A 17,972-nucleotide genomic window follows, 5' to 3' on the forward strand; every position below is an offset into this window, starting at 1 on the left:
AAGGGACTATTGGGAGGAAGATTATGGATAAAATATGTGATTTAAATAAATGTACAGGTTGTATGACCTGTATGAATATTTGTCCAACTGATGCGATTTCCAGTGTGTTAGATAATACAGGGAAAATTATACCTCACATAAATCAGGAGCAATGTATTGATTGTAATATGTGTAAGAAAAGTTGTCCTATAAATAATAGATTAAAAGGAACTGGCGAAACGATTTGTTCTCAATGTTATGCAATATGGGCTCGCGATGAAAGTGTGAGGAAAGATTGTGCTTCGGGTGGAGTAGCAACGGCTATTTCGGACTATATTATAAGACAAAATGGAAGTGTGTTTGGAAGTGGATTTGATAAAAATCTAACATTAAGTATTAGCGAGGCAGATAATAGGGAAGAAATTGAAAGATTTAAAGGGTCAAAATATGCACAAAGTAATGTTGGCAAAATATATCGAGTAGTGAGAAAACGCCTACAAACTGGAAAACAAGTAGCTTTTATAGGGACCCCTTGCCAAATAGATGGACTTAAAAACTATTTAGGAAAAGAGTTTGATAATTTGATTTTGATCGATATTATTTGTCATGGGGTTACACCGGCGAGTTATCTAACAGAGCACCTAAAAGCATTTTACAAAGAAATAGAGTTTGATTCGATTTCTTTTCGGGAAGGAGAGGGATTCTATTTATCTTTAAAGCAAGAAGGACATGTTGTGAAAAGAATTCCAGCAGGATCGGAAGTATATTATAAAGCATTTTTAACGGGATTAACATATAGAGAAAATTGCTATAACTGCCTTTATGCTAATTTGGAAAGAGTAGCAGATATTACACTTGGGGATTTTTGGGGGATTGATAGAGAGTCATTGCAGTGTTCATATGATGGAAAAATTTCAGAGATGTTGATAAATACAGAAAAAGGTGGAAAATTTTTTGATGAGATAAAAGATTTATTTTTTTATGAAGAAAGAAGTATAGTGGAAGCTGTGAAAGGAAATGAACAGCTAAGCAGACCAATGAAAACTAATTGGGAGGAACGAAAAAGATTCTTAAATAATTATCAGAAATATGGGTATTATAAGGCTATTAAAAAAACGCAATTATATTCTGAAATAAAACAAATTAAAAGGAACGAAAAAATTAACCAATTACTTATAGTGAGAAGTATGAGAAAGATAAAAAATACATTATTCAAATAGGTCAATAAGGAGCTTCCTGTATAATTCAAAATGTAAGGAACTCTAAGAAAGAAGGCTGGGATGCCCATTCTTGAAGACGATATTGTCGTGCGGCAGTAGTTGTAATTGAACTCATGGTCTCTACCTCCTCTAGTCTAGTCCTAAAAGTTGAGGCTAAACTTTTTATACTTGGTAGAGACATTGTCTCAAATGTTTAGTGGCTTGTCTACGCACTCACTATAGGGCGTTTACGTTTTAGCTATGTGTTTGGAATTTGTAAGGAAAAAGTTATTTGGAGGAATAGAGAATATAGCAATAGCAAAGATTACGGAAAGTAAGTATGTAGTTGCTTTTGAGAAACGAATGAAAGAATTCGATTAATTATTAAGAGTGAGGAATGAGATGAAACTGAAGAGAAGTGAAACAAAACGTTTGCAAGGAATAGCAATTTTGTTTATGTTAGGACTCCATTTATTTAACAGAAGTGATATTTCAAATTATTACGATGTAAAAATATACCTAGGGGGGGTATCTCTACTAACACACATTTCGTATATATTTGATGCGTGTGTTCCGATTTATCTGTTTTGCAGTGGGTATGGACTTTATATTAGTGAAGACAGTGGAAGCAATATGAAAAAGAGAGCGCACCGGGTTTTGAAGCTTTTGATTCGTTTTTGGATTATCATGGTTTTGACATGTTGTGTGGGATTTGCACTTGGAATGAGAGATAGATTTCCGGGAAGTGTTTTGAATTTTATTTTAAATGCCTGTCTAGTCAAGAGTAGTTATGTAGGCGCATTTTGGTTCGTGCAAACATACACGATATTGGCATTGCTGTCAGGTATATTGTTTAAGCTGATTAAGAAGCGCTCATACTGGATTGTGCTGCCGATTTCATTCGTCCTTTATGTTGTGGCGTTTGGAATTGAGTATGTTGTTTTAGGGAAAATAGAAGTTGAGGCAGTCAGATTGTTTGTCAATGCGTGTATGCTTCTTCTTCGGTCACAGTTTTCGTTTGTAATAGGAATGATTTTCGCAAAAGAAAATATGCTCGATCGTTCCAAATTACTCTCAAAAATCAGAAGCAATCCGATATTGCCGTGGGTATTTTTGAGTATTGTAATTGCGGTAAGAGCAATTTTACGTCACATGATATTTGCACCATTTTCGGCGGTTGTATTGATTGTTCTGTTTGGAACGTACAACTGGGGGAAGCTCGGCGAGAAGATTCTGCTGTTTTTCGGAAAACATTCTACCAACATGTGGTTGACACATATGCAGTTTTATATGATATTTACACCGACACTTGTATTTTGTTCGAGAAACGTGTTCGTGATTATGTTGACACTTGTGGTACTGTCGCTGGCGGCATCATATGTGGTGGATTGGGTATATAATTTGGTTACAAGAGGAAAAATATAATAATGGAGTTGAAAGATGGGAAATGAGAGGTATAATTTTAACAGACAGACAGACAGACAGACAGACAGACAGACAGACAGACAGACAGACAGACAGACTTTGTAACATGGTTAAGAGCGCTTGCAGTGATTTCTATATTGTTATGTCATTATGTTCAAGAAAGTGCAAATGCTTATATACAAATGTCTGCGCAACTTTTTAACATAGGAGTCAATATATTTTTTATTATCTCTGGATTTTGTTTTGGGTTACAAGGAGAGATTAAGGATAGATTTAATTGGTGCAAAAAGCGTTTGAAGCGGATTTATGTACCGCTTTGGATGTTTTTGATTTTTCTCATGCTGGCTTACATTGTTTTGGATCTAAATTTTAATATTGGAAATTTATTGACTTGCTTTTTGGGGCTTCAAGGAGCAAAAGTAGGCGTTTTAGGTGCGGATCATACATGGTTTATAACAGCGATTTTGCTATGCTACTGTGTAACTCCGTTCATAGCAAAGTGGGAATGGAAAAAAGGATGGGGCTTTTTAGGATTACTGCCGATTGTTTTAGCATTTGTTCCAAATCCATCCGTTTATACGTTGTTGGATCCGATTTGCTTTTATGTATTAGCTTACTTTATGGGAAGAAAATATAAAGGGAATGATACGACGTTGCGAAAAGCTGTGATATCATTTGGAATCATGATAGTTAGCTTTGTGGCACGATTTAGTGTGGAGATAATTGCAGATGGGACAATTTGGTATGAGAGGATTGCTGTTCCTTATACGCAATACATAGCTGCATTTGCGATTTTTGTAATTTGCTCATTTGTATTTAAGAATTTAAAAGCGGGAAAGTTGTGTAAAGGATTTTGTAAAATTAGCTTTGAGATATACTTGTGTCATTATATGTTTGTCGTGGGACCGATTTCACTTATGCATCTGACATCTAATTTCGTACTGAATATAGTAATTACAACGGTAGTAGTGTGTGCGGTAGCTGTGGTGTTGAATTTAATTTCCGGAGTGGTGCAAAAGAAATTAGGGAACTGTAATTAGTGAAAATTAGGATGGCTATGTGGAAGTGAATCTGCTATAATCATCTCATAGAATTCCTCTGCATATGGAGGAGTCATATGGGAAGAAAAAAACAGTTAAAGGAACTCACGATCAAAGATAATTTCATGTTTGGCGCAGTGATGATGGACGAGGAGAACTGCAAGGGGCTTTTGGAGCGAGTATTGCAGATTCCAATCGACCATGTAGAAATCAGCAGAGAAAAGAGTATTGTCTATCATCCGGAGTACAAAGGCGTACGGCTTGATGTGTATGCGAAAGATGAAAATCAGACACGCTACAATGTAGAGATGCAGGTGCAGAAAAAGCCGGATCTTGGGAAACGAAGTCGTTATTACCAAAGCCAGATGGACATGGAAATGCTGCTGGCGGGAGAGGATTACGCGGAACTTCCGAATACTTACGTCATCTTCATCTGTGATTTTGATCCGATAGGAGAAAACAAATATCGTTATACCTTTCGGGCAAAATGCGAGGAACTGCCGGAGATGAATTTAGAGGATGGGAGAACCGTCGTATTTTTAAATACGCATGGAGAGAATGAAAGCGAGGTTCCGAAAGAACTGGTAACACTTCTGCATTACATACGAGAAGATGTTGATGGAAGTGAGAGAGAATACCATGATTCATATGTGGAGAGGCTTCAGAAATTTATTCGTGAAGTCAAATCAAACCGAGAGATGGAGGAACGCTTTATGGTTTTTGAAGAGATGTTGAGAGATGAACGTGCGGAAGGACGCGCAGAGGGCATTGCAGAAGGACGTGTAGAAGGACGTACGGAAGAAAGTAAAGAAACATTACTTTTGTATTTGAAAAATCTTGGAACAGTTTCGAAAGCGCTTTCTGATCGGATTCAAAGCCAACAAGAGCTGGAAGTGTTGAAGAGATGGACGCAGATTGCGTTCCAATCGAAATCTTTAGAAGAGTTTGAAGAAAAAATTTCATTGTAAAATCTATTTCCGGTTAAGCCGGCTCTAATCGTAAGCAGCTTTAGCTATTATAATTTTTTTGAAAGAAATAAAATTAAAGCTAGTTATCTAAGTTCCAATCTGCTACAATCATCTCATAGAATTCCTCTGAGTATGGAGGAGTCATATGAGAAGAAAAAAACAGTTGAAGGAACTCACAATCAAAGATAATTTCATGTTTGGTGCAGTGATGATGGATGAGGACAACTGCAAGGGACTTTTGGAGAGAGTGTTGCAGATTCCAATCGATCATGTGGAAATCAGCAAAGAAAAGAGCATTGTTTATCATCCGGAGTACAAAGGCGTACGGCTCGATGTGTATGCGAAAGATGAAAATCAGACTCGCTATAATGTAGAGATGCAGGTACAGAAAAAGCCGGCACTTGGAAAGCGGAGTCGTTATTACCAAAGCCAGATGGACATGGAGATGTTACTGGCAGGAGAGGATTATGCGGAACTTCCGAATACATATGTGATATTCATTTGCGATTTTGATCCTATTGGAGAAGGGAAATATCGTTATACTTTGCGGATGAAATGCGAAGAGTCTGCCGAAGCGGAGTTTGAGGATGGAAGAACCGTTGTATTTTTAAATACGCATGGAAAGAATGAAAGCGAGGTTCCGAAAGAACTGGTAACACTTCTGCATTACATACGGGAGGATGTTGATGGAAGTGAGAGAGAATTCCACGATTCATATGTGGAGAGACTTCAGAAATTTATTCACGAGGTCAAATCAAACCGGGAGATGGAGGAACGCTTTATGATTTTTGAAGAGATGTTGAGAGACGAACGCGCAGAAGGACGCGCAGAGGGCATTGCAGAAGGACGTGCAGAAGGTCTTGCATTACGACTTGAAAATGCGAAAAGCACATTACTTTTGTATTTGAAAAATCTTGGAACGGTTCAGGAGTCGCTGTGTGAGCGCATTGAGAAGGAAGAAGACTTTGAAGTGTTGAAGCAATGGACACAGCTGGCATTTCAATCAAAATCGTTGGAAGAGTTTGAAGAGAAAATTTCATTGTAAAATCTATTTTCGGTTAAGCCGGATCAAATCTTAAGCAGCTTAAGCCATTCTGGTCGAAGCTGCTTGGAAGAAACAAGTCAATGCCAATTCAGGCAAATATTCAGAGAAAAGACAGAGGAATTCTATAGTGGTTAGAATAAAAATAAGGCTGGTTATATGAGGAAGAATTTGCTAAAATTATTTTTATAGAACAGTTTTGGAATGTACGAAGAGAGAAGGAAAATCCAAATGGGAAAAATACTTAGTTTACGAGAGGCGATCAATTTAATATGGGAGACGGTGGAGATAGGGCGGGAGATGGAATCGGGCTGCCCATATCTGTTTATTGTGGGAGCGGGGATTTCAGCACCGGAAATCTTGACTGCGAATGGCATTATCGACCAATGTAAAAAGAAAGTGGAACAGTTGTGTCAGGGAGACGAAGAAAAGCTGCAAAGGATATGCGATACGGCAGAGAGACTGGGAGAAAATAGCGCGAAATATTATTCTTATTGGTTTGAGCAGGCATACAAAAATAAAATTCACAGGCAGCAGTATTTAAAAAGTATTATGAATAATTCCAGAATTTCCATGAGCAATCTTTTGCTAGCGCAAATTTTGAACATAAAGACGATTGCGACGACGGCAATCACACCGAATTTTGATAATCATCTGCTCAAAAGTCTGAATTTGCTTGGAAACTATGATGTGTTTTCGGCGAATAATATGTTGGACAATATTGCCTTGAATGCAAATTCAAAAACAGTTCAGATTATGCATGTCCACGGAACGTACGAATTTTATGATTGCTGCAATTTGGAGAGTGAGATTGCGAAAATTGCGCAGGGACAGGGAATCAAAACAACAGCGGGAACGATTGAAGAGTTTTTGAAAACAAAGTCACCGATTGTCATCGGATATAGTGGTTGGGAAGATGATGTGATCATGTCAAAACTCAAAGAGCGTTTGGAATATGCGGCGCTGCCCTATAAATTGATCTGGTTTTGTTATTCGGGAAAAGATTATGAAAAACTTCCGGAGTGGCTTAAGGAGAACGAAGAGGTTGTGTTTGTTTTGCCGGAGAAGAAAATGGATATGCGAAGTGAGATTGAAAACAGAATAGACGATAAAGCGGAAGATATAGCGCTACCGGCTGAGGATGTTCTGTCGGCGCTTATCGCTCGATTTGGTTTTAAATCCCCGAACTTGTTCAGCAATCCGATTCAATATTATATCGACTTGATTGATGGATTTTTACCTGAGAAGATAGAAATTTTCCCGACAAAGTCATGGAAGCGCCGTTTGGATTATGTAGAGGAGCACTTGGGGGATATTGAAAAAAATATTATTTTGTTGGATGAGTCGGCTGCTAGAAAAGATATTGTAGGTACAACAAGTATTTTGAAAAAGATGGACTATATGTTTATTCCTACAGATGATTTGGAACATATTCTTTCGGGCGTGATTATGCCAATGGTTCCAAGTCAAAATAGAATTGAAGATATGAGTGATCAGCTTGCGTTTTTGGATGTGGTTTTGAATTTACTTACTGCAAAGAAAAAAGATATTTCGGAAGAAGAGATGGCAAAATATTTGAAAAAGATTTTGGGGGCGATGCCATACCCCGGAAAAGATTTTGGGAAAGAAAAACTCATACATGTATTTGACAAGATGCTTGGAATTGCTTGTCTGGAAGAGCAGCGACTTCTTATTTTGGGGGCAAAGTCAGAATTGGTCGATGGCGAGGAGCAAAAAAATCTTTTAAATGAAGTTGTTACATCCGGAAGTCGAGAGCTGGGCAATGAAAAAATCGCGAGATTAGTATTAAATGCAGTCTATTGGCAGATAAAGCTACAGGGAACACTGACGGAGGAACATAAGAATTTGCTGTGTACTATCCGGGCAATGTATGCGGAAAATGAGAAAATTTTAGAATATTTTTATGCTATTCTTATTGAAATCTATGAGGAGAAGGCGGATGGTGGATTTGCAATAGAAGATGTCATTTCACAGATAAGAGAGAAAAACTTACCTTCACACTTATTGATTAGGGTATACAGGATACAGGCTGATGAAGAAACAGACACCGGAAATAGAATCAAAATTGCCTCGGAGACTGTTCAAGAATATGATATGGAAGAAATTCAAAATTGCAGAGGATGTTTGGACTATGCACATTTGGTGATTACAGTTGTCTGTGAACGTTTGAAGTTAAAAGAGCATGTGGACCGCAAATATATAGAATATGCGATACAACTATGTGAGAAAGAGGGAGGCTGTCCGCTGATTGTAAAGAATGTCGTAAGGATGCTGCAAATTTATGTTGCCCACGTAGAGAATTTATATGACAAGCAGGAAATCTGCAAAAAAGCGACTCGAGTATGCGAGAAAAGTAAATTGTATGAAGAATGGATTTATTTTAATGAAAGTTATGTGAGTGAACTAGACCAGAGAGAATATGAAAAATATTTGGAAGAACACGAAAAGTACAGAGAGTATAAGCAGGCTGCAGATAAAATACATGAGGCGGTGGAAGCCTATATTCATCTAGAAAAAGATGTCTGTAAAGACCTGCTTTTTGAAGCGTCAGAGTGTTTTGACCAGATATTTGAGGGAAAATACAATCCCGCACTGCTCAATATCTGTTTTGTGGCGCGCAGAGGAGAGGGTTCGGAACTAAACATATCTGTCTTAGATGTTTTGGAGCGAATTGACTGGATGATGGGAGATGCGATATATCACATCAATAAGGCGCTGACGCTTGTGGAGCAGGGCGATTGGGGAAATGCGCAATGTGAGATTCGGAAGATAGAGGAGAATCTGGACGGTGCGATTGAGTGGTGGAATCGGGAAGAAGTTGTAGGAAAGAGAGAAAAAGCACTTGTATTTTTACTGCTGTCGCTTGAAGATAAGCTGCGGGAGAATATGATTTCATCAGAGAAGCTTGAAGAGATGAAGGTGTTTGCAATAGAAAATATTGATCTGCCTGCTCATGTAAAGGAGAAGATAGACGTATGAAAGAATTGCTGATTTATGCGCAGGCATATATAAGACTCAATATACAACGCGTGATTCCCATTCTTGTCATAGGTCTGTTGCTGGAAGGAATTTTTTGGCTGCTGATGAAAAAGGGATATACAAGATATGATGATAAGCCGTGCAAATCACTAATATGTGGTTTGCTCCTATCTTTGGAAGTTGGATTTATTTTTGTCATGACATTATACGGAAGAAGTCCCGGAGGGGAACGTAAAGTAAGTTTTTTGCCGTTTGAGTCTTATGTGAAGGCATTTGGACAAGGGAATGTGGAAATACAGCTTCAAATTATTATGAATGTTTTGATGTTTGTGTTGTTAGGAGCGATGCTGCCACTGTGTTTCAAACATTTTGAAAAAAATAAAGAAGTTGTTTTAACCGCGTTTATGATTTCGATTTTGATCGAAACGACTCAAGGTGTGATGCACATAGGGATGTTCGAGGTGGATGATATGCTTGGAAATGTACTGGGAGCGGAAATTGGTTTTGGGGCTTATTATTTTGCAACATGGCTGAAAAAGCGCAGGAAGAAGTGATTTTTCCTTGGAATTTACCATATTGTATTGAAAAGTTTTTTGTGCTAGAATGAATAAGAAACGATTAATATGAACATATGAGGAGATAGTATGCAGGAACAATATGAGAATCAAGAAGAGGGGCAGATTGATTTACTGGAAATAATACATGTTATGTTGAGAAAATGGTGGCTGATTGTATTATGCGGTATTATCGGAGCAGGAGCTCTTGGTGTATATACAAAATTTTTTGTGACACCACAGTATTCGGCTTCCTCGACAATTTATATTTTATCAAGTACGACGAATGTATCTGGGAGCGGAATCAGTCTGTCTTTGAGTGAGCAGTTGACAGCGGATTTTTTACTTTTGGCGAAGAGCCGTCCGGTATTGGAAGAGGCAGCTGAGAAGGTTGGAGATGGTGTGACTTCTGAGATGCTTGCAGGAAGTGTTGTCATTGAGAATCCGACGGGATCGCATATGCTGAAAGTGACAGCGACGAATGAAGATGCACAACTGGCAAAGGATATTGCCAATACGATGGCGGATGTAGTTGCAAAGCAGGTGGCGAAAGTCATGGATACAGATCAACCGAATCTGATGGAAAGCGCAGTGAAGCCGGTGGCGCCTGTAAGACCGAACCTAAGTAAAAATATTATGATGGGTGGACTGATTGGAGTGGCTTTAGCCATTGCAGCGATTGTCTTACTCTATATGTTGGATGATACAGTGAAGGATGAAGATGATGTGAGGAAGTATTTAGGTGTGAACACATTAGCGGCATTTCCTGAGAGACGTAAAAAGAGAAGAAAAAGAGTTAGTTAAAGAATTATGGGATCCATATACTTTTCCGAGGGAAGGTATATGGATTTTAAATATGTCTTCAGAAGGGAGTATATGAATGAAAAAAAGAGTAGGGAAAATACTGTTCTGGCTGTGCATTGTGGTTTGTGTCTTGGGAGTTGCATATATTGCCATCTACTATTTTAGAAAAGACAAGAACGAGGATGTGTATCAGAAAGTACAAAAGCAAGTGGAAGAAAAAAAACAGGAAGAAGACGCAGAGGATGAGATTCCAATTGATTTTGCGTCATTGAAAGAGACCAACCCGGATATTTATGCATGGATTGAGATTCCAGATACGAATGTGAATTATCCGATTGTTCAAAGTGCGGACGATGATTCGTATTACCTGAACCACACAATCGACGGTCAGGAAGGCTATCCGGGATCAATTTACACAGAAAAAGTGAATGCAAAAGACTTTTCTGATTTTAATACAGTGATATATGGACATGATATGAAAGACGGTTCCATGTTCAAAGATTTACACAAATTTGAAGATGCTGATTTTTTTGAACAGCATGATACGGTTACGATTTATACGGAGAATGAGTGCAAGACGTATCGGATTTTTGCGGCGGTCGTCTATGATGATCGGCATTTGATGTACAGTTTCGATAATAATAACATCAGTGACAGAAAAGCATTTCTGGAATCACTCAGTGAATCGCGCAGCTTGAAGAATCAGTTCCGAAGCGGAGTGGAAGTGGATGAGAACAGCCATATTATCACACTGAGCACCTGTATTGGTGGGCAGCCGGATAAACGTTTTCTTGTGGAGGCGGTAGAGATTGATGAGTAAGCGTAAAAAGATAATAGCGATTATGATAGTGATAGCAGTGGTTTTGCTTGTTGGACTTTTTGGATATGGCATTTGGAAAAAATATGCGGCAAAGGAGACTGCAAAGGAAAATACAGAAGAGTATGAAGGTGAGTCTTATATTACGTATAAAGGAAAACGATATGAGTATAATTATCATTTGAAGAACATGCTTTTTATAGGTGTGGACAAATCTCAGGAGATGACAGAGACAGAGGTTGGACAAGGTGGACAGGCGGACACGCTGATTCTTTTGAGCATGGATCGGGAGAATAAGACGACGACATTGCTGCAGATTCCGCGAGATGCCATGACAGACATTGATATATATGATATGAATGGAGAATATCTCTCCACAGAGCGAGGACAGATTTCACTCCAATATGCTTATGGCGATGGCAAGAAGAAGAGCTGCCGTATGATGATGACGTCTGTTTCGGAGCTGCTGTATGAGATCCCGATTGATTCGTATTTGGCGCTGGGTGTGGATGGAATTGCTGACATAACAAATCTGATGGGAGGAGTGACGCTTACAGTTCCGGAGGATTACACGGATATTGATCCGGCGTTCAAAGCTGGGGAGACCATTGTGCTTGCAGGAGAACAGGCTGAGAAATATGTCAGATACAGGGATGTGAATGTATCTGGCAGCAATACACAGCGTATGGAGCGACAGGCGCAATTTATGGAAGCGTTAGCAAGACAGATGCAGGGGAAGGATACAGGCTGGTATCGCCAACTGCTGGAAGGAGCTAAGGAATATATTACAATGGATTTATCAGTAGACGAGATGGAACGGATGAAATCCTATGAGATGAAGGAGACGATTGAAAAAGTTCCAGGGGAAGTAAAACAGGGAGAAGAGCATGATGAGTTCATTGTGGACAATGAAAAATTGCGGGATTTAGTGATAAAACTATTTTACAAACCGGTAGAATGATGCTATACTGTAATTGTGTAAGTTCGAAAACGATAATATGATGGAGGGAAATTAACATGAAGATATTTAAAAAGAAAATATTTGGAGCAATCATAGCAATGTCACTTGTTTTAATGATGGGCTTTCAGGCAGTCGCAGCAGACAGTCCTTCGACAGATGGAATTGTGACAGAGGCACTACAGGCAGTAGATAAGAATGGTAGATCAGTAGAGATAGATGTGCAGGCACTTCCGGAAGAATATAAGCATTTGGCAGAAGAGATCAAAGATGTATCCGCTTTAAAAGCAGTTCTTGGAAGCGCATATGTTGATGGTATGGAAGTGATTGATGTGCGTGATGTAGTAATTGTTGGGGATGCAAGTTTAGTGGAATTTCCATTAACAATTACATTCAAAGTACCTGGTGTTTTGTCTACAACAAAAGTAGCAGTACTTCATTATGTAGATGGTGCTTGGCAGGTGGAGCCTTCTAAAGCGGGTAATGGAACAATCACAGCAACTTTCGATTCGTTATCACCGGTTGCATTTGTAGTTGATAAGAATACTTCTTCATCAGCTGTGACATCACCGGAGACAGGAGAGAATACAGCAGTTCCAGCAGTTGGCGCTGTGGTAATCGTGGCAGTGCTTGGGGCAGCAGTGCTGAGAAAGAAAGCATTTGTAAAATAGTTTTGTTAAGAGTGGTATAGAGTTGAGAATCTCTTCTTGTTAGGGCGGCCTAGGAAGAAGAGATTTTTCTGAATTGTGGGAGAAGGGTTATGCCAGAGATGATTGATATGCACTGTCATATCATACCTGGGGTAGATGATGGTGCTAGAACAAAAAAAGATGTAAGAGAGTTGCTTTTGATGGAGTATAAAAGTGGTGTGAGACACATTGTGATGACACCGCATTATCGGAAAGGGATGTTTGAGCCAACTGAGCAACTTGTAAAAAAAAGAGCGGACTATGTCAGGCGAGAGATAGAAACGCTCGGAATTGATATGAAGGTGCACTTAGGGTGCGAGTATCATGCGAATTCTGAGATGGTAAAAGAGTTTACGGAAAATAAAAGATTCAGGATGAATGGAGGAAAGTTTGTGCTGGTGGAATTTTCATCAAGGCACAACTTCGTGCAGATCAGAAACTGGATTTACGAGTTGGTGAAAGCAGGATTTAGGCCTATTATCGCACATGTAGAAAGGTATCGTGCTGTGGTGGATAAGAAGGCGTTAGTTGAGGAGTTGATCGAACTCGGAGCATGGATACAGGTGGATGCGGGAGCACTTTTGGGAGAGCAGGGCTGGAAACTAAAGATGATTTCCAGAAGGTTACTTAAGAATGAACAGATCCATTTTATAGGAAGTGATGCGCACGACAGTCAGAGGAGAGCACCTAATTTAGAATTGTGTCGTTCCTATGTGGTCAAAAAGATGGGAGAGAAATATGCACAGGAGTTATTTTTCGGCAATCCGCAAGCACTGCTGAAAAAGTCATGAAAACAGGAGAGAGAGAATGAATAAAGTAAATATTAATGTAGAAGAAATGGATTATACAACAGAAGAGGAACTGAAGACGCTTAGAACGAACTTGCTGTTTTGTGGTGTGGATAAGAAAGTAATTGTAGTGACAAGTACCATTCCGGGAGAAGGTAAGACAGAGACTTCTATGAATCTTGCACGTTCTCTTGCCAAGTTAAATAAGAAAGTTTTATTGATAGATTTGGATTTGAGAAAATCAGTGATGATTACAAGATATGAGATGGAGAATGTGAAGTATGGTATGTCTCATTTTCTGTCGGGACAGTGTCAGCTTGCAGATGTGATTTGTGCAACGAATGTTTCGAAACTGCATGTTGCCATTGCGGGACCGGCGACTCCGAATCCGACGGAATTGCTATCAGGAGAGCGTTTTCATAAGATGATAGAATCGCTGAAAGATGTCTATGACTATATTATTTTAGATACGGCGCCGCTTGGACTTGTTATTGATGGTGCGATTGTTGCGAAGGAATGTGATGGAGCAGTGATCGTTGTGGAAGCTGGAAAAGTGAAGTACAGACAGATTCAAGATGTGAAGAAGAAAATGGAAGGCAGTGGATGCAACATTTTGGGAGTTGTGTTGAATAAAGTGGATAGAAAAGGATATGGATACTATAGTGGCAAATACGGCAAGTATTATGGCACAATTGAAGAAAAAAAGTAAGGCGGATTTTCCGCTTTATTTTTTTTGAAAAAAATGATTGACAAGCCTGTTTTTTTATGATAGGGTTAAAGATGCACTATTGTGGAGTAGTATGGACTATTGAATGCAATGTAACCCAGAAAAATATATATACGAGGAGTGAAACGTCAATGGAGAAAAACAGAATTCGTCCCATCACAAACGGAAAAAGTTCGCGTATGAGCTATGCAAGGCAAAAAGAAGTATTGCAGATGCCGAATTTAATTGAAGTTCAGAAAGATTCTTATCAGTGGTTTTTGGACGCCGGATTAAAAGAAGTATTTGAAGATATTTCGCCAATCTCTGACTACAGCGGTCATCTGAGCCTTGAGTTCGTAGATTTTACACTATGCGAAGATGATGTAAAGTACACGATTGAAGAATGCAAAGAGCGTGATGCGACTTACGCGGCACCTTTGAAAGTGAGAGTAAGACTTTATAATAAAGAAACAGATGAAATTAACGAGCACGAGATTTTCATGGGAGATCTTCCGCTTATGACAGCGACAGGTACTTTTGTTATCAATGGTGCCGAGCGTGTTATCGTAAGCCAGTTAGTTCGTTCTCCTGGAATTTACTATGCGATTGCACATGATAAGGTGGGAAAAGAATTATATTCTTCTACAGTAATCCCGAACCGTGGTGCATGGCTGGAGTATGAGACAGATTCGAATGACGTGTTTTACGTTCGTGTTGATAGAACAAGAAAAGTACCGATTACAGTGTTGATTCGTGCACTTGGTATCGGAACAAATCCAGAGATCTTAGAATTATTCGGTGAGGAACCTAAGATTTTAGCAAGCTTTGGAAAGGACGTTGCTGAGAATTATCAGGAAGGTCTGTTAGAGTTGTACAAAAAGATTCGTCCGGGTGAGCCTCTTGCAGTGGACAGTGCAGAGAGTCTTATCACAAGTATGTTCTTTGATGCAAGACGTTATGATCTTGCAAAAGTAGGACGTTACAAATTCAATAAGAAGTTAGCGCTTCAGAACCGTATCACAGGCCAGGTGTTAGCAGAGGATGTTGTGAATGCCATCACAGGTGAAGTGATTGCTGAAAAAGGTGAGAAGTTATCGAGAGAAAAAGCGACAGCAATCCAGAATGCGGCTGTTCCATATGTATGGATTGACGTGGACGGTGAGGAACGTAATATCAAAGTGCTTTCTAATATGATGGTAGATTTAGGAGCAGTTGTAGATATCGATCCGGAAGAAGTTGGCGTAACAGAGGCAGTGTACTATCCGGTACTTGCTGGATTATTGGAAGAAACAGCTGGGGACATTGACGAATTAAAAGAAGAGATCCATAAAAATATACATGAATTGATTCCAAAACATATTACAAAAGAAGATATTTTAGCTTCTATTAACTACAATATCCATTTGGAATATGGAATGGGAACAGATGATGACATCGACCACTTAGGTAACAGACGTATCCGTGCGGTTGGCGAATTGCTTCAGAACCAGTACAGAATCGGTCTGTCAAGATTAGAGAGAGTGGTTCGTGAGAGAATGACAACTCAGGATTTAGAAGGAGTTTCACCACAGTCATTGATCAATATCAAGCCGGTAACAGCAGCTGTAAAAGAATTCTTTGGTTCTTCACAGTTGTCACAGTTCATGGATCAGAACAACCCGCTTGGTGAGTTGACACATAAGAGACGTTTATCTGCACTTGGTCCAGGTGGTCTTTCGCGAGACAGAGCCGGATTCGAGGTGCGTGACGTTCACTATTCTCACTATGGAAGAATGTGTCCGGTTGAGACCCCTGAAGGTCCGAACATCGGTCTGATCAACTCGCTGGCTACTTATGCGAGAATTAATGAGTATGGTTTTATTGAAGCGCCATACCGTAAGATTGATAAAGCAGATCCGAAGAATCCTGTCGTAACAGATGAAGTAGTCTACATGACAGCGGATGAAGAAGATAACTACCATGTGGCACAGGCGAATGAGCCGCTTGATGAAGAAGGACACTTCATTCATAAGAATGTTGCGGGTCGTTACCGTGAAGAGACACAGGAATATGAAAGAACAGCGTTTGACTACATGGACGTATCTCCGAAGATGGTATTCTCTGTAGCGACAGCATTGATTCCTTTCCTTGAGAACGATGACCCTACTCGTGCTCTTATGGGATCCAACATGCAGCGTCAGGCAGTACCGCTTATGATGACAGAGGCTCCGGTAGTCGGTACGGGAATCGAGACAACAGCAGCAGTAGACTCTGGTGTATGTATCGTGGCAGAGCAGGCTGGTGTGATCGAGCGTTCTACTTCAAAAGAGATCGTTGTTAAACATGATGATGGAACAAAGAAAACATATAAATTAACAAAATTCTTACGTAGTAACCAGAGCAACTGCTACAACCAGAGACCAATCGTTGTCAAAGGGGAGAAAGTAGAAGCCGGACAGGTGATCGCAGATGGTCCTTCGACATCTAACGGTGAAATGGCTCTTGGTAAGAATCCGCTGATCGGTTTCATGACATGGGAAGGTTACAACTACGAGGATGCTGTATTACTGAGTGAAAGATTAGTACAGGATGATGTGTATACATCAATCCATATTGAAGAATATGAGGCAGAAGCACGTGACACGAAATTAGGACCTGAAGAGATCACACGTGATATTCCGGGTGTCGGTGATGATGCATTGAAAGATCTGGATGACAGAGGTATCATCCGCATCGGTGCCGAGGTTCGTGCCGGAGATATCTTAGTTGGTAAAGTAACTCCGAAGGGAGAGACAGAGCTGACAGCAGAAGAGAGACTTCTTCGTGCCATCTTTGGTGAGAAGGCGAGAGAAGTAAGAGATACTTCCCTGAAAGTACCTCACGGAGAATATGGTATTGTTGTAGATGCAAAAGTATTTACAAGAGAGAACGGAGATGAGCTTTCACCTGGAGTGAATCAGGCAGTTCGCATCTATATCGCACAGAAGAGAAAGATTTCTGTAGGTGATAAGATGGCTGGTCGTCACGGTAACAAGGGTGTTGTTTCCCGTGTACTTCCGGTAGAAGATATGCCGTTCCTTCCAAACGGACGTCCGCTTGATATCGTGTTGAACCCGCTTGGTGTGCCTTCACGTATGAACATCGGACAGGTGCTTGAGATTCACTTGAGTCTTGCAGCGAAAGCACTTGGATTTAATATCGCAACACCGGTATTTGACGGTGCGAACGAGATCGATATTATGGATACATTAGATCTGGCAAATGACTATGTAAACCTTGAATGGGAAGAATTCGAAAAGAAACATGGAGCAGAATTACTTCCGGAAGTATTACAGTATTTATCAGACAACAGAGAACACAGAAAATTGTGGAAAGGTGTTCCGCTGTCACGTGACGGTAAAGTTCGTCTCCGTGATGGACGTACGGGAGAGTATTTTGACAGCCCTGTTACAATTGGACACATGCACTATCTGAAACTGCACCACTTAGTAGACGACAAGATCCATGCGCGTTCTACTGGTCCTTACTCACTGGTAACACAACAGCCGTTAGGTGGTAAGGCACAGTTCGGTGGACAGAGATTCGGAGAGATGGAAGTTTGGGCACTGGAAGCATACGGTGCATCATATACACTGCAGGAGATCTTAACTGTAAAATCCGATGATGTTGTTGGTCGTGTGAAGACATACGAGGCAATCATCAAAGGTGACAATATACCGGAACCAGGTATTCCGGAATCATTCAAGGTACTCCTGAAAGAACTTCAGTCACTGGGACTTGACGTGAGAGTATTGCGTGAAGATCAGACAGAAGTTGAGATTATGGAGACAATCGATTACGGTGAAACAGATTTACATTCAATTATTGAAGGAGACAGAAGATACAATTCTGAGAATGAATCTTATGGAGAACATGGTTTCAGTCAGCAGGAATTTGCAGGCGAGGAACTTGTGGATGTAGAGGAAGATGAATTTGATGAACCGGATGATATCGATTTTGACGATATGTTAGACGAAGAATAGGA

At 39.9% G+C, this 17,972-nt stretch carries 14 protein-coding genes; all 14 read left to right on the forward strand.

Going from position 1 to position 17,972, the window contains the following annotated elements:
• The first annotated feature begins 23 nt into the window (after window positions 1-23).
• The 14 genes from BQ5364_RS02645 (at window position 24) to rpoB (ending at window position 17,970) form a co-directional block, all read left to right on the forward strand.
• On the forward strand, window positions 24-1,199 hold the full coding sequence (locus BQ5364_RS02645; RefSeq protein WP_071143583.1) for a Coenzyme F420 hydrogenase/dehydrogenase, beta subunit C-terminal domain: 1,176 nt from the start codon (window positions 24-26) through the stop codon (window positions 1,197-1,199).
• A gap of 381 nt (window positions 1,200-1,580) precedes the next feature.
• Window positions 1,581-2,603 (forward strand): acyltransferase family protein, encoded by a 1,023-nt coding sequence (locus BQ5364_RS02650; protein WP_071143584.1) that lies wholly within the window; start codon window positions 1,581-1,583, stop codon window positions 2,601-2,603.
• A 125-nt stretch (window positions 2,604-2,728) separates the two neighbouring features.
• Window positions 2,729-3,643, forward strand: a complete 915-nt coding sequence (locus tag BQ5364_RS02660; RefSeq protein ID WP_071143586.1) for an acyltransferase family protein — start codon at window positions 2,729-2,731, stop codon at window positions 3,641-3,643.
• Between the two features lie 77 nt (window positions 3,644-3,720).
• The gene (locus tag BQ5364_RS02665) at window positions 3,721-4,611 is read left to right on the forward strand and encodes an Rpn family recombination-promoting nuclease/putative transposase (RefSeq protein ID WP_071143587.1); all 891 of its coding nucleotides are present in this window, start codon (window positions 3,721-3,723) and stop codon (window positions 4,609-4,611) included.
• 145 nt (window positions 4,612-4,756) lie between these two features.
• On the forward strand, window positions 4,757-5,656 hold the full coding sequence (locus BQ5364_RS02670) for an Rpn family recombination-promoting nuclease/putative transposase (protein WP_071143588.1): 900 nt from the start codon (window positions 4,757-4,759) through the stop codon (window positions 5,654-5,656).
• Window positions 5,657-5,884: 228 nt separating this feature from the next.
• On the forward strand, window positions 5,885-8,653 hold the full coding sequence (locus BQ5364_RS02675; RefSeq protein WP_071143589.1) for an SIR2 family protein: 2,769 nt from the start codon (window positions 5,885-5,887) through the stop codon (window positions 8,651-8,653).
• Complete coding sequence (locus BQ5364_RS02680; protein WP_022249841.1) at window positions 8,650-9,207, forward strand: VanZ family protein; 558 nt, start codon at window positions 8,650-8,652, stop codon at window positions 9,205-9,207. The genes BQ5364_RS02675 and BQ5364_RS02680 overlap by 4 nt, the downstream gene beginning before the upstream one ends.
• A 90-nt stretch (window positions 9,208-9,297) precedes the next feature.
• Entirely contained in the window at window positions 9,298-10,011 is a 714-nt protein-coding gene (locus BQ5364_RS02685) for a YveK family protein (protein WP_071143590.1), read from the forward strand.
• A 76-nt stretch (window positions 10,012-10,087) separates the two neighbouring features.
• A complete protein-coding gene (gene srtB, locus BQ5364_RS02690; RefSeq protein WP_071143591.1) occupies window positions 10,088-10,831 on the forward strand; it encodes a class B sortase in 744 nt (247 codons plus the stop codon).
• Window positions 10,824-11,789: an LCP family protein gene (locus BQ5364_RS02695; RefSeq protein WP_071143592.1), complete on the forward strand. Its 966-nt coding sequence runs from the start codon at window positions 10,824-10,826 to the stop codon at window positions 11,787-11,789. The genes srtB and BQ5364_RS02695 overlap by 8 nt, the downstream gene beginning before the upstream one ends.
• A gap of 56 nt (window positions 11,790-11,845) precedes the next feature.
• Window positions 11,846-12,457: a hypothetical protein gene (locus BQ5364_RS02700; RefSeq protein ID WP_071143593.1), complete on the forward strand. Its 612-nt coding sequence runs from the start codon at window positions 11,846-11,848 to the stop codon at window positions 12,455-12,457.
• A gap of 89 nt (window positions 12,458-12,546) precedes the next feature.
• Window positions 12,547-13,266, forward strand: a complete 720-nt coding sequence (locus tag BQ5364_RS02705) for a CpsB/CapC family capsule biosynthesis tyrosine phosphatase (protein ID WP_083382644.1) — start codon at window positions 12,547-12,549, stop codon at window positions 13,264-13,266.
• Between the two features lie 16 nt (window positions 13,267-13,282).
• The gene (locus BQ5364_RS02710; protein ID WP_071143594.1) at window positions 13,283-13,972 is read left to right on the forward strand and encodes a CpsD/CapB family tyrosine-protein kinase; all 690 of its coding nucleotides are present in this window, start codon (window positions 13,283-13,285) and stop codon (window positions 13,970-13,972) included.
• A gap of 149 nt (window positions 13,973-14,121) precedes the next feature.
• Window positions 14,122-17,970 carry a DNA-directed RNA polymerase subunit beta gene (gene rpoB / locus BQ5364_RS02715; RefSeq protein ID WP_022249834.1) on the forward strand — a complete coding sequence of 1,283 codons (3,849 nt, stop codon included), beginning with the start codon at window positions 14,122-14,124 and terminating at the stop codon, window positions 17,968-17,970.
• Window positions 17,971-17,972 lie beyond the last annotated feature (2 nt).

Source organism: Coprococcus phoceensis (assembly GCF_900104635.1).
GTDB classification, from domain to species: Bacteria; Bacillota; Clostridia; order Lachnospirales; family Lachnospiraceae; genus Faecalimonas; species Faecalimonas phoceensis.

What these genes read in the sequence shown, in the direction of transcription:
- srtB (WP_071143591.1), top strand. Translation starts at nt 10,088, where the DNA reads ATGAAAAAAAGAGTAGGGAAAATACTGTTCTGGCTGTGCATTGTGGTT.
- BQ5364_RS02685 (WP_071143590.1), top strand. Translation starts at nt 9,298, where the DNA reads ATGCAGGAACAATATGAGAATCAAGAAGAGGGGCAGATTGATTTACTG.
- BQ5364_RS02710 (WP_071143594.1), top strand. Translation starts at nt 13,283, where the DNA reads ATGAATAAAGTAAATATTAATGTAGAAGAAATGGATTATACAACAGAA.
- BQ5364_RS02675 (WP_071143589.1), top strand. Translation starts at nt 5,885, where the DNA reads ATGGGAAAAATACTTAGTTTACGAGAGGCGATCAATTTAATATGGGAG.
- BQ5364_RS02705 (WP_083382644.1), top strand. Translation starts at nt 12,547, where the DNA reads ATGCCAGAGATGATTGATATGCACTGTCATATCATACCTGGGGTAGAT.
- BQ5364_RS02695 (WP_071143592.1), top strand. Translation starts at nt 10,824, where the DNA reads ATGAGTAAGCGTAAAAAGATAATAGCGATTATGATAGTGATAGCAGTG.
- BQ5364_RS02700 (WP_071143593.1), top strand. Translation starts at nt 11,846, where the DNA reads ATGAAGATATTTAAAAAGAAAATATTTGGAGCAATCATAGCAATGTCA.
- BQ5364_RS02650 (WP_071143584.1), top strand. Translation starts at nt 1,581, where the DNA reads ATGAAACTGAAGAGAAGTGAAACAAAACGTTTGCAAGGAATAGCAATT.
- rpoB (WP_022249834.1), top strand. Translation starts at nt 14,122, where the DNA reads ATGGAGAAAAACAGAATTCGTCCCATCACAAACGGAAAAAGTTCGCGT.
- BQ5364_RS02680 (WP_022249841.1), top strand. Translation starts at nt 8,650, where the DNA reads ATGAAAGAATTGCTGATTTATGCGCAGGCATATATAAGACTCAATATA.
- BQ5364_RS02670 (WP_071143588.1), top strand. Translation starts at nt 4,757, where the DNA reads ATGAGAAGAAAAAAACAGTTGAAGGAACTCACAATCAAAGATAATTTC.
- BQ5364_RS02645 (WP_071143583.1), top strand. Translation starts at nt 24, where the DNA reads ATGGATAAAATATGTGATTTAAATAAATGTACAGGTTGTATGACCTGT.
- BQ5364_RS02665 (WP_071143587.1), top strand. Translation starts at nt 3,721, where the DNA reads ATGGGAAGAAAAAAACAGTTAAAGGAACTCACGATCAAAGATAATTTC.